Source organism: Pseudomonas alvandae, from assembly GCF_019141525.1.
In the GTDB taxonomy this organism is placed as follows: domain Bacteria; phylum Pseudomonadota; class Gammaproteobacteria; order Pseudomonadales; family Pseudomonadaceae; genus Aquipseudomonas; species Aquipseudomonas alvandae.
Window position 1 is genome coordinate 4058065 of the sequence record NZ_CP077080.1, and the last position, 13113, is coordinate 4071177.

Sequence of the window (13113 nt, forward strand, 5' to 3'; positions counted from 1 at the left end):
TTGGCACATCTGATGTTTGAGTTATCGATAAGGATGGAGGTCCCGGAATGAATACATAAGCAGTTTCAGGCACCTTAGCAATAGAGTTATGAGCCGGTACGCAATAGCAGTACCGGCTCGATAGTGGCACGAGCGCATCCAGATAAGGGCTAAGACTGTAGCGCTGCTTCTTCTAACTTGTTTAACAGTGTTTGACTTGAGGAAAATAGAATCCACTCTGTGCTATCAATGGCACGAAGGGCGACTTCACACTCCTGGAAGTCATCGGCTAATAGTTTGTCGACCTCCAGCTTATCAATGCTCGATACGGCAATGATTAAGCAATCAATAGTGTACTCAATTGTTTCTGAAAATTTTAAGATTTCGCTCCAAGTCAGAACTAAGCCATGAGGTTGTTCGCGTATTTTTTTCTGAAACTCAAGAGTCGAATAATTGGACGGCATTTGGCCGGCGCCATCAAATTCGATAACACTCCAAACCCAGCTATTTACTGGTACCTTTGCTAGAAGATCTGCCAGTTGAGCACGAGTCCCATTCACTCGATACATCGGTACTTCAAGCATATTTATATCCTTATCTTAGTTTTGCAATGGTCGCGCAGGGCCATGCTGAAGGGTGCCACCTGTTGGATTGGGCAAATAAGGATGTTCATGCGGATTCGTGTGATTCTTTGGTCGTCCGTGATCCGTAAAGTCAATATCCTTAACTGGGCGTCCATTGGCATCCCATTCCCGCCCTTGATCGTATTTTCCACGACGACCTCCCTTTTGACCAAGTTGAGTATGCGCTCCTTCAGCTTCAGGATCCCGAACAGGATTACCATTTCGGTCTCGCGGCAATTCACGGTCGGGGAAGCCGCTTCCTTCGCGGTCTCCTTTGCTACTCTAATTGAAGTGGCAGAAGTACCAGAAAGAGAAGCGCCAGTCCCAGCTCCAGAAGTTACAGCAGAACCAGAACCAACAGCGCTGGCAGCGCCCGAGACCGAACTGGCAAAAATCCGGCCTTCAGAATCGGAAGCGTCAACATCAATGCCATCGGCAACAGCGGTCCCTGAGCCCGGGCTCGACTCAGCCTCCCCAGCGGCAGATACTGAGTTGTCCGTCTCCGCGGCCCTGCCCCCTGTGCAAGCTGCGGATCCGGTCTGCAAGGGAATCACCCTCTACACTCAGATCTATGGAGCTGAAGGACGCGATAATGTGCGTACCTTACGCTCACTTTGGCGGGGCATTGGTGCCTCAGTCCCGCCAATTGAAGACGTGCTGGATAGCGCTCGCCGCCAAGGGAGAAGTGGCCCCGAACCATATAGCAAGCCTACGGTCATTTACCATCTCGACGACGCCCAGGACTGTGCTAACGCACTCGCAAGAACGGCCTTTCAGCCTTCTGGAAGCTGGGATGTGATGCCTCTCAACAAGCGTCTCTCCCGCTTATCCCGTACCATCGAGGTTTGGCTGCCACCTACTGCTATTAACTGCCGGATTCGATCAGTGGGCTAGCAACTATGGTTTTTGCTACCAGGAACAGGCCCCAAACAACCAAGGTATGCCGTCCTATAGTGTTCACTGCTACCCGAGCCAAGCCACTTGTACAGAAGGGCGGGAATCCAACCCGGGCAGACGCCAATCGGCTTGCGAAGGCACTGCCTTGACGAGTAATGAGAAAAACGTGCTGCTGCCCTTCAGCGGTTGGGCAGGCTCTCGATACAATATAGATAATTCAGAATTCAAAAAGCCGTTTCCAGACCTGCCGCGCACTGAAATGCGTTGAGATCGATGACACTCCGGTTAATGCTTAGAAGTTGAAGCTTACAACGTCCAATCCAAAACCACTCGTCTCACGACGGGTGGTTCGCCGACGCTTAAGAATTTGAAGGCATCTGCCACGGCTGGACCTTGTTTGAAGAGTGACAATAATAGCTTTAGCCGTCTGTGGGGGCAGCCTAGCCCAGCTCCCGCCCGGTGTGACTGGCAACCCGTTGATGACATTCAGAACCTTGGTGGTGGATGATAGCCGAAAGCGCATCCGTATTGATTGGACCTTAGTTTTCTTTCGAAAACGCCTCACAAGCGTTGACCAGTTCGTCTGAACTTAAGGAGTTTGCGCTCGATTCTATCTTGGCGAACACGCGAGCGTAGGGTTCCGACGCTCGCAATTTCTTGAGGAAATCTGCATTTGCATCTTGTAGGAAGTGGGCGGCCACCGCAGTGTATCGCTCGCGCATTCCAGGATTTGTCAAAGAGCACTTGGCCTCGAAAAAATCATACGGTGCGATAAGGGAAGCCGATGCTTCGTCAATGCATCCGTCAGCTGTGCATGGTGAAGTTGCATTGGCTACTGTGGTCCAAAGCATCGGTAAGCAAGCCAAAATTTTCAAAATATTCTGCATTGGTTGATCTTGATTAGGGTTGAAGAGGTGCAAGTAGCATCTGCCAATTGAACTCGACATAGCGATTAAAGGGGTACGCACGAGACGTTTCGCGGCACATAACGCTCAACGCAGCGGAATTTTCAACTTGCCGCGCGGTTGCGGCAAGTTGATCGGAGCTTCCCTAGGGTGGTCCCGCAAAAATGTGCTTTTCCTATCGACGCTATAACGCTGGTCGCGCATCTGCAACGCAGTACCTTGTCTCCAAACACTCACGCTTTACCGCAAAAAAACTGCAGCTCTTGCAGTTGAAACCAACCAGCGAAATTGAGACATTCTGCTTTTCGAAAAAAACACCCAGCAAGCAACCGGCATAAAAAACGTACTGGAAACCCATAGAACAACATGAGAAAGCCCAAAAGGGCCGGGGGGAAATTGATAACTAAACAGCAGAACCAACAAACCCACAGCGAGCATTGAAGAGCCGATAATAATTACATAAGCGCGCCAAATATAACCCCACGCTCCAATATTAGTCACCAGCAAGGGATTCTTCCTGTGAGTCTTTTCTTCACCCCGAATAACACATATCAGAAATACGGCTAGAAAGGTGTCGAGAAAGCCAAATAATGTCTCAAGCACCAACTGCTCTACGGGCACTTTATCATTTTTACTAACAAGGGAGAGAAGCATTAAAAACGTCAGAAAAAAAATCGCTTTTTTTCTACTTGGATCCGATACCAGACGCTTCCATTCACTCATATTATTCTCTATTGCTCAGTTGTGATCTCAACGTTGCTTGGCCCGATGAACTCGCTGTACACGTGCCATAATCCGGAGAGAGAAATGTCTGTGGATGACGACAAGTAACTGCTGTAGATCCGACACACGAACAAAATATCAATTTGCCATCACTCTGTCCACCGGCTTAGCGTTGTTGAAGGTGGGCTGACGCCGGCTCTTCTCACAACCTCGAGGGAATGTCCGAACTAGTCCTCGAATGTGCTGAAATACAGCTTCATCACCTGACCCGAGCCCTTCATGAGCCAGATGAGCTTTTCCGACTTCGAATATGCCGACAAGCGCAAGCAAACGCGCCGCGAACGGTTCCTCGCCGAGATGGATCAGGTCGTAACCTGGAGTGGCTTGCTGGCGTTGATTGAGCCGTATTACCCAAAGGCCGGTGGTGGCCGCAAACCGTATCCGTTGGAAACCATGCTGCGGATTCATCTGTTGCAGAACTGGTTCTCGCTGAGCGACCCGGCCATGGAAGAAGCGCTGTATGAAATCACGCCCATACGCCAGTTCGCTCGTCTGACCCTCAGCGCGCCGATCCCTGAAGACACTACGATCATGAATTTCCGGCACTTGCTGGAAAAGCATAAATTGGCGCCGGCGATCCTCGCGGTCATCAATGGTTATTTGCAGGAAAAAGGCCTCTCCTTGCGTCAGGGCACCATCGTCGATGCCACGATTATCCATGCGCCTAGCTCGACCAAGAATGAAGACGGCAACCGCGACCCAGAGATGCACCAAACAAAGAAAGGGAACCAATTCTTCTTTGGAATGAAGGCGCATATCGGCGCTGATGTTGAGTCGGGGCTGGTTCACCACGTTCACGGCACGGCGGCCAATGTAGCCGATGTCACCCAGGTCGCCGAACTGCTGCATGGCGAGAAAAACGCGGTGTATGCCGACGCGGGCTACACCGGGGTTGAGAAGCGAGAAGAACACGAAAACCGTGAAGTGATCTGGCAAATCGCCGCGCGGCGCAGCACCTATTCCAGGCTCAATAAGTGCAGCCCGCTCTACAAGGCCAAGCGTAAGATCGAGTATTGCAAAGCTCAGACGCGTGCCAAGGTTGAGCATCCTTTTCGAGTGATCAAGCGCCAGTTCGGTTATGTGAAATTGCGTTTTCGTGGGCTGATGAAAAACTCCGCTCAACTGACCACGCTGTTCGCCTTGTCAAACCTGTGGATGGCTCGAAAACAGCTGATGGGTATGGGCGAGTTACGCGCATAACACGGAGAACTGGGCTGAAAAGCCCGCCAAGGCGGTACGCACGAGACGTTTCGCGGCACATAACGCTCAACGCAGCGGAATTTTCAACTTGCCGCGCGGTTGCGGCAAGTTGATCGGAGCTTCCCTAGAGGCCGACTTTTAGAGCGGACAGATAAACCGCCCCCTTACCGCTAACTATTAGCTGTATACATGTAATTATTTTGACTCGTCTAGTTCTTTCACTGCAGACAACATTACCGGCCAATCTTGATAGAGTTCCGTGTACTGCGTGCCAAAACACATTAAAGTTAATTCAATATGTTTGACTGCAACGCGATGCGAGTAAAAAGTTTCGTCACCCTCATAAGAAAATTTAATGGAAAGTTTATTTTCAATGTAATCGCGCCTTAATATCAGTTCATCATGACATAATTTTCTATCATGATAATCCACCATCGCCTCAATCGAAAACACCAGTTTGCTTTTAGGCGTCACACCGATTTTTAGGGTATTGAAAGGTAACTCATTATGCTTAAAGTCAATATAATATGACCCAACGCCATTTTTCTCTCCCATAAAATGGGGTTTGTATCTAGCGCTACCCGACAATTGAAATACCTTACCTAGCTCGATGCCGAGAAATGGCTTAACCACATCCCAATTTGTGGCATCAACCAGCGTTGCGCAAGAGGTACACAACCCGGCAAGCACTAAAAATATTCCGCCAAATAAACGCATAGCTTCGATTGCCCCGATTTTCTAATTATAAGTAGTCGATCTAAGTGACGTAATTTTTTCGCTGTTCATGCCGCATAGCATCTATCGCCCCGGCCTAACATCTTAAACCGAACCGCGTCGAACGTTAGAGGTACGACATGGCTAAAAAGAAAGTCGGAAAATGTACCTTGAGGTTATGCGGTTGTGAACAGTGTTCCTAGGGGCAGCTCTAGGCTAGGCTCTTTCGCCCATGAGTGTCTACTTTGCTTCACGAGGCCCATTCGGTTTTTTCAGGGTATACACCTTCCTTCCAGAGCCTCGCCAATCTCATGGATGCTCTCTGCGACCATCCTCCGTTTTTGTCTAGTGGACACTCAGAAAGAACCAATAACGTTCCACGCGCTTTGTTTAGCCTAAGAACTCCGATATCCGCGTCTCGACCAAAAGAGCACTCAACGTACTCCTCGGTATCAGCAATCTTGTCCATTTGTAAAATGGCCATATTTCGTTTCGGGCCTATCTTCGCCAATTCACGAGCGAGCATGGATATCGAGCTGAGTAACATCATATGCCCCCCTAATACTGAGGGCTCTGTACATTAAGGCTTTCAGAGAGTCTGCTTTTGCAGCGCACCTCTTTCCGAACACTGGCTGCACATTTTCAGTCGTCATTAGCAAAACTCCGCAGGCTACTCACTTGCAAATCAGTGGAGCTACTCTCCTGACGGGCTCCCGATGCGGTGTATTATTGAGCATGGTTAGTTTGCTTACTTTAAACCTGCACCCGAGCAATGTATTGCTCACTAGAACCACTTCATATTGTGATCCGGGCTCAGTGGGGACACTTATGCCGCCAAGGCAGTATCCAGGGAGGGGGGTAACCGCTATGTTGAGAGTCTGCCCACCCTTAAAAGAGTACTCTTCTGCTTCCCACAAGCCGGGATTTGGAGAGTCAATCATCCCTACTCTTTTCGGAGAATTTCCGCGTAGTGACCGTATAAAGTTGTCAACGTCCGTGTCAGCAGCTACAAGTGCACCGTTGTTGCAGTCTGTCTCTGGATATAGATTAAGGAACCCCATTCCACGCGACGAAACAAAACGAACCTTAGTGGAGGTCGCACTACTATCTTCGATTAACGGAATGTTTTGAGAAGCGCACCCTGTTACCCCAGCCAGCAACACCAGGCAAAGAAATGATAAATTTAACCTCATAGCCTCTTCCTTGATTTTATTCGATGGTATTTATTTCTTTATACTCAGCTTTAACGGCAGCTCCGTCCATCACAGGCTTGGATGTGAGTATATAGGTCTTACCAGGCTTGGCTACAACCCTAAGCGCTGGAAAGGCTCGGGCATGGCCAGAGACGACTCTTAGTACAACTCGATATATTCCAGGAGTGACTTTTATCTGGCTGTATTCTATGAAGGGTTTTGCCTCTAACAAAGCTTTGCCTTCGCTTGGGTACACTGCGTCTATGGTTGTTGAGACCGACCAGGACCAGTTGTTATCCAGCTTGATATAGGCGCTTGTTTCGTTGGTCAGTGTCTCCGCCCCCGGGACAACAATATTTTGCGAACAACCTGATATCTGAACTCCTATGGTTAAGATGGACAAAAGATATATAATTTTTCTCATGGCTGCCTGCAAGCTCTGATTTTAGTGGCGCGGGAGGTAATTGTATGCCGGCTTTACTAGCGAGCGTAGGTCGTCAAGGCTGCTGCACCTATGGCGAAATAGATATTAATAACTTTAATATTAATAGCTATAAACTGACTTTAGTGCTGTTTTCGCTTTACACATCTCCAGTCATATGGTCAGTGGAAAAATAAATCGGTCTTTAGCGCATGAAGGCAGTTTAATATCATATGGCCACTCCGCAGTCAACGGTTTGCTATTGACCCCGTAGTTGGATGAATCATGAGGAGGTACAACGAACCGGAGAGATCGGTCCACTGAGGATCGAGTTACCAGGTCGCAACGAGAAATCTAACGGTTAATGGAGCTAAGCGCAGAATCCTCCCGAATTTGCTTGACACATCCGAATGACTCGTTTCGGTCAAAGGCATCTCTCTTTTTGAACCGTTTCGAACAACCGGTGCCTAGCTCCATTACTGGACTGCCCGCCGCGATTGATTACTACACCCGCGCACGCATGCTGTAAGCCTTCGGAGGAGCGATGTTTTTCTCAGTATGGCCACAAGACTCTTTCTGCCCATGCCGATAATCCGTGCACCCCCAGAATGGCTTGTCAGTCCCACGTTGAATCATCCGACCACCCGAGACCGTACACAGCGCAACCCACCCACCACAGTCCTTGCTACAGATCAGATAGCGCCCTTCCCTACGCATCAGCGATCGGCAATCCGGACAAGCCGTTTCGATGTGCTCGCAGCGTGGAGAAAGCGAACATAAGTAAAACGACTCCCGGCCGTTTTTCCTGGCCCGTAGCATTAACTCCCCCGCGTCGCATGCAGGGCAAGCAGGACCAGGCACAGGCGCAACGGCCAAAGCCCCAAACTCATTCAGCTCGACGTCGTATTTCTCATTGAGGAGCTCTTTGATAAAGCTGGATGTAGGTGCTGATGAAGAATTGACCCATCTGCCGAAAAAACGCGGATCCAAGCAGCCTTCAAGGCTACGGCCGTCTGTGCTGGGTATCTACCTATCCATGCTGGGGCAATCTTGCCCCAGCATGTTGGGCAATTCCGCATCAGCGCCAACACACGATTCTCAGTGGGATCAATCGAAGAAAAATTACCACTGAGCGCTACTACGCTCGAAAGGCTGGGTGAAATGACACGCTGGCACGACACCGCCTTGAACTGGGACTACCCACCAGATCCGGGGCCTTGGGAAACGGCCGAATATACGGAATTTGACGACGCTGCTGAGGCTTTGCTTGCGGCTATCCAAAGGAGTTAGGTGCCGGGTTTGAAGTAGTCTATGAAAGGCTCTAGACGTTCAGTTAAACGTTTGACCTGATCATCGTTTCCCGCTTCTGGCCGATTGCTGTCACTGAATCACGGCAAGCGCTCACTTATTCAACCGCCCTTTGGTTTCCACCCCTTCCGCTGCTACGCTCTTGAGTCCTCGATTGGAGCCCAAACAATGCCCAGCGAATATTCACTTTCTGATGTTCTTGAGCGACTGTACCAAAATCAGCTCGCCTTGGAGGCCGCGGTGAAGGAGCTGACCTTGAAGGAACGCCGGACACATCAAACAGGGCTTGGCTAAGCTAAGAGCCCAGGGTCACTGATTTAACGGTCCATGCGATGGCGAGCTTGGCGGCTATTTTTCGCTCACAGCACAAAGACTGACATGACGAATGTACTCGCGCGCGTTGCACGGCAACATCGTAAAGATACGGGCGCTCTCGCCGCTCGTTATGAAAGGTGGCGCACCTTGATAATCCTGCCCGAAGCTACCTTATGCTTGGGCTTGGCCGCTCGAATAACCTTGTGCTGACCATCGGCCATTGTTTCAACGAGCATGCCATTCCTGATTTCCATCACACTGAGTCCGGCCGCCAGCGTATTGATATAGGCCGCCTTAATCGCGCCTTTCGCCATGGCTGGAATTTTCTCTTCCAACCGGCTCAACAGTTCATCATTTAACATCTGGTTGACGCCCATAAAGAGCTCCGCATTTCTAGGCCAGCATGGAACCATGTCATCATTGTTGCTGCGCTCCGTGGCAAGCCCCCCTTCCTTGGGAGGTAAGCGAGACGTGTCTGGCCGTCAACACCACGTAAAATTTGTACGGAAATCACCATTAATGCCCCATAAAAACTCGCCGTCTTCGGCAAGATCTAATGACTGAGGAATGGCAATTCCAGCCTCAGAGAGCGGATTCCAGAGGCCACTGTTCGGTCACTTTGACTCAGCTTTTTCCCGCGATGATAACGACCCCAATCCGCTCTGCCAGATTGAGCACCGTGTCGAACACAGTCGAGTCGCCGGTCAAGCTGCGTGACGCCCCCTGCGAATGGAGTGCGCCGTCAGGAATCCGGTCACCGAAGAGCACCACCGCACGTGCCAAATCATCTTGTCGCGACACCCAAGACAGCCCTTGGGCATCTGGACACTGACGGTGGACTGCCTCTGCCCATTTGCGCGTCGCAGGATATTGATCTTTCTCAGTGTCGATCAGTTGTTTACGCGTGATACCCAGTTTCCGCAGGGGCACGCTGGACAGATCAACCAGGTGCAGCGGTTGGCTAACCTGGACGACAGAATGCACCTGTCCAGTCAGCTTGCCTTTGTCGAAGCTCTTAAACCCAGCCGTATGGGGAACGTCGTGGAAGACGGTCTCCATCAAGGCGCAATCGACTGTCGTGCCTCCATACAAGGTGGGAATCGCCCGCCCCTGATCATCCTGGATCGGGCTGAAGCGTGCGTTGCCGTGCACACCAGGATTGAATTGATCAGGCTGATACTTATCCTGGTGCACACGGTGAAGCACATCGCCTTTGGCGATCACGGTGAAACTGACGTGCAACGTAGCCGCAGGCACTGGGGTAACGGACGCCGCCAAATCCGTGGGAGGCGTCGCCCTACCCTCACTGGACTTGGTACGCTGCTTAGCCATGGACAACGCCCTGGATTTCATCCTGTGCGGCAGCAATCACCCGATCAGGCGCCGATGCCAACAGGTCCTGAGGTCTTTTGCCTCCCAGAAAACTATTATCGGAGCGAAACCAGTAAGCCATCCCCCAGCCGTCCTTGTGGCCAGCGAAAGCCTCAATGATTTTGGCCAGTGCCTTGAACGGCCGATAGCCCGCGTCCGGGTCCAAGCCGTAGCCAGGGAAATAGTCGACCCCACCGTGGCTGATGGCAAAAATCTGCCCCTGCTTTTTCCATTTGTTGGGCTGGGCACTCGGGTTACGGGTACTCAACTGGGCCACCTGGGCAATGTCTGCGGCGGTCAGCCAGTCACCGCTTTCCAACACCGCTTTGCGGGCCTGTACCAGCATTGTCGCTTCCTTGAGCAAGCGAGGCGAAGGCGGCCTACGCGTCACAAACACCTCGGCCAGTCGCTCCAGCGACTTCGGGTCCTGACGCTCCTGCAGCACCTCGTACATCGAAGAAGCCACATTGGCGAAGTTTTCCGCCAACGCCTCAAATACGCTGAGGTTGACCTGATCAAAAGACACGACCAGCACTCGGTCCGCATGCGAGCGGCTTAAGCTCGCCCGAGCCTCCTTAGGCGTACCGACCAAAGTGGAGACGCCCGACTGCTCTGTAACGCTCATGGAAATCTCCTCACCAGTTATCTGCGCTATCAAATACTAGCATATCTTTGATAACCCCAGCCCTGGCCTAGCCTCCATTCATCCGGATACATAGGTAGGATTGAGGGGAGCACGCCATGCCGTCGATCAGCACGGTGACTCTGGGGACGAAAAGTCTAAGGATACGATCTTGGCTTTCAGGTGTGGCGAGCGAGCTAAAGACCAGCAATGGTGGATCGAAAGAGTTGGCATAACCCAACTCAGCACTGCTTGAATTCCCGGCGGTCCCGCTCCCCTAAGGGCCGAAAATTTGTACCACATCGATCTAAGAAGGTGTTCTCTCCGCCAACAGTTTGGCATTGCGCTCAAGCCGTCGCTGGTCGCGGGGATCGATACCCTTCGCGACCTGCGCCCTAGCGATATCACGCAGAGCGCGAGCATTGCGCAGACCTATTTCAGGATAAGTACCGAGCGAAATACGAGGCTGCTTGCCCGCCCAGGAAAAGCGGAAGTGCCAGCTCTTGGTGCCTTTCGTATTCACGAAAAGTGCGAGGCCATCAAAGTCAGGAAGGGTATAGTTTTTGGCGCGAGGTTTGGCGTGCCGGATCGCCGTATTGGTAAGGACCATCGTACTAACTCCCTCATATGAAATGAAGGTGTGTTGTACAGTTTTCAGAGTACCAAGCTGCTCAAAAAACTGATTTACCAAGCGTCGAATTGATGTACTAAAAAATGTACTAAAAAATCGTGGATACTAATGTATCAGAGTAGACTTTACTGGAACGAAAAAAGAGGCCGAGGCCTCTTTCTTTGACTTCTAAATACTTCAATGGAAGTCTATAGAAAAATAATTGGAGCGGGAAACGAGACTCGTATCTGGCGTCCGACCCATTGAAATCTAAGGGGTTTATTTTCTTGCCGAAGCAAAGAAAGACTCAATTTTGGACTTATTATTGGAACGTTTCAAGAACAAAAAACTGAGCGCCAACGCAGGCCATTAGATTATGCGCATAGCAAGCCGGAAACTTTTATCAATCTGACGGTATCAGTAGCGCAGGTCTGCCCGAAAACGCTCCAACCGTCGAACGGCCCTCATCATCTCAGGAAAACCCACAACTGATTGTTGGTGCATCAAGCTGCCTAGGATGCCACGTGATTTTTTCAGTCTCTAGATTGACCGCTTGAGTTTCGCATTTTTCGGAGTAACACAGGTTGTTCATGACACTGGTGACTGGCGTCAGATTAAGGCATAGAGGCATCAACTAAACTTGGGTCAGTTCAGGGAATCTTTCGGATTAACCGGCCTATTCAATTGGAAATGGAGGAAGAGACCTACGCAAGAACGCGATCGGCCCCTACGAAGGTCACTCAAAAATTGAAGGTGTAGCGCACGATGAAGCGATTTTCGTTAGCACTATCCGCATAAGTTGAGCGGTTCGTCGAGTTACGCCATTGGAACGCTAAGCCTTTGGCAGGCCCACTTTGGATAGCGTATGAAATATCGGTCACCCGTTCCCATTCTTTTCCCTGATCCCCGGTCAGGTGCAGAGCAGCAGCTTGGCGGGTCGTCAGTAGTTCTGGATCTACATCGTCCCCTTTGACATACCTGGTTGTAAACAATAGGCCAGGCAATCCTAACGCCACGAAATCATAGTCATAACGAGCAAACCAAACTCGCTCATTTGGTGCGGTAAATGTACTTACCAACGATTCGCCGAAGAGGTAAGAATCAGCACCATTGACGAATGCGAATGGCGTATCGCCCCACGCCTTCTGATAACCGCCACCGAAGGTATGTCCCTGTAGGTTGTAAGCAAAATAGCTACTTAACGTCCGATTATCAACGTTGCCAAGCTTATTTAACCCGCTTTCCCCTGAATCAAAAAGACGTACATCTGCTATTACGCTCCCCTCAAGAAATGGCTGGGTAGTTTTGATACCAGCAAAATACGTACGATAAAAATCTTCAAGTTCAGCCGCATGCAAACTTAGCGCTAAATTATATGTTGGTTTAAAGTCCAAGGCCAAGTAATTATAGTGATCCGCTTCAATAGGAGCATATCCAGTAGCCGTAAGAGACTCAAAATCAGTTGAATTTCTTTGTTTAACAGCATTTATACGTACTGCTGTCACCGTGAGTCTGTCAATGTCATTGACCGTTAGTAGGCCACCACGAAAAACTTGTGGCAAGAGCCTGCTATTGTTGCTCCAGAGCAAGGGCATAAGGGGATGCACACCCCCTATTCTAATTTCCGTTTTACCTAATCGCGCTTTTACTGTGGCAACAAACTTTCCATACTCATCCTCAACATTGCGATCGGAATCGAAAGCAAGCAAGCCAGATCCCGTTCTATCCGAGTTCGAATCCAACTTCACGCCAAGCAACCCGAGAGCATCAACACCGAAGCCCACCGTTCCATCTGTAAAACCCGACTGAAGATTTACGATAAAACCTTGCGCCCATTCATCTCGCTTGGACTGAGTTGCTCCTTCATTTCGAAAGTCTCGATTGTAATAGAAATTTCTGAGCTCAAGGCTCCTCTTGAAGTCGTCGACAAAATTTGCGGAAGCGAAGGGAGCGACTAACAGAGACGAGCAGACACACACCACTTTCTGAAAAAAATAAGACATCACTGGCACCTTGTTTTTGTTTTGTGCGCGAACATGAACCGCTAGGCTGCGGTTCATGTAATGACATTGCAGTGCTTTCCTCTCTACCGAGTACAGAGGAGTTTTAATTTTCCTGCCTGTCCGTTAATAACCTCCGACCTCCGACCAACTCCTAAAGTAGTAGCCCTAG

General features: G+C 50.2%; 10 protein-coding genes and 1 pseudogene. 1 reads left to right on the forward strand and 10 read right to left on the reverse strand.

Annotated features, from left to right (window positions below):
• Positions 1–149: 149 nt before the first annotated feature.
• The 3 genes from KSS97_RS17875 to KSS97_RS17885 all read right to left on the reverse strand — a co-directional run bounded on the left by KSS97_RS17875 (position 150) and on the right by KSS97_RS17885 (position 3127).
• Complete coding sequence (locus KSS97_RS17875) at positions 150–563, reverse strand: hypothetical protein (RefSeq protein ID WP_217859808.1); 414 nt, start codon at positions 561–563, stop codon at positions 150–152.
• A gap of 1475 nt (positions 564–2038) precedes the next feature.
• On the reverse strand, positions 2039–2386 hold the full coding sequence (locus KSS97_RS17880) for a hypothetical protein (RefSeq protein ID WP_217859809.1): 348 nt from the start codon (positions 2384–2386) through the stop codon (positions 2039–2041).
• A gap of 258 nt (positions 2387–2644) precedes the next feature.
• Positions 2645–3127 (reverse strand): hypothetical protein, encoded by a 483-nt coding sequence (locus tag KSS97_RS17885; RefSeq protein WP_217859810.1) that lies wholly within the window; start codon positions 3125–3127, stop codon positions 2645–2647.
• A 279-nt stretch (positions 3128–3406) separates the two neighbouring features.
• Here KSS97_RS17885 and KSS97_RS17890 point away from each other — a divergent pair, with 279 nt between their 5' ends.
• Positions 3407–4387 (forward strand): IS5 family transposase, encoded by a 981-nt coding sequence (locus tag KSS97_RS17890; RefSeq protein WP_217859811.1) that lies wholly within the window; start codon positions 3407–3409, stop codon positions 4385–4387.
• A gap of 195 nt (positions 4388–4582) precedes the next feature.
• On the opposite strand, the gene KSS97_RS17895 is transcribed toward KSS97_RS17890, so the two are convergent.
• From KSS97_RS17895 to KSS97_RS17930, 7 genes and pseudogenes are all read right to left on the reverse strand, one after another.
• Positions 4583–5104 (reverse strand): hypothetical protein, encoded by a 522-nt coding sequence (locus tag KSS97_RS17895; RefSeq protein WP_217859812.1) that lies wholly within the window; start codon positions 5102–5104, stop codon positions 4583–4585.
• A gap of 1206 nt (positions 5105–6310) precedes the next feature.
• Positions 6311–6718: a hypothetical protein gene (locus KSS97_RS17900; protein WP_217859813.1), complete on the reverse strand. Its 408-nt coding sequence runs from the start codon at positions 6716–6718 to the stop codon at positions 6311–6313.
• A 1748-nt stretch (positions 6719–8466) separates the two neighbouring features.
• A complete protein-coding gene (locus tag KSS97_RS17910; protein WP_217859814.1) occupies positions 8467–8715 on the reverse strand; it encodes a hypothetical protein in 249 nt (82 codons plus the stop codon).
• A gap of 247 nt (positions 8716–8962) precedes the next feature.
• The gene (locus KSS97_RS17915; RefSeq protein ID WP_217859815.1) at positions 8963–9670 is read right to left on the reverse strand and encodes an RES family NAD+ phosphorylase; all 708 of its coding nucleotides are present in this window, start codon (positions 9668–9670) and stop codon (positions 8963–8965) included.
• A complete protein-coding gene (locus KSS97_RS17920) occupies positions 9663–10367 on the reverse strand; it encodes a hypothetical protein (protein WP_225936058.1) in 705 nt (234 codons plus the stop codon). The genes KSS97_RS17915 and KSS97_RS17920 overlap by 8 nt, the downstream gene beginning before the upstream one ends.
• Positions 10368–10653: 286 nt before the next feature.
• Positions 10654–10941, reverse strand: a pseudogene (locus KSS97_RS17925) (Arm DNA-binding domain-containing protein); the annotation flags it as partial.
• Positions 10942–11681: 740 nt separating this feature from the next.
• A complete protein-coding gene (locus KSS97_RS17930; RefSeq protein WP_217859816.1) occupies positions 11682–13001 on the reverse strand; it encodes an OprD family porin in 1320 nt (439 codons plus the stop codon).
• Positions 13002–13113: the final 112 nt, after the last annotated feature.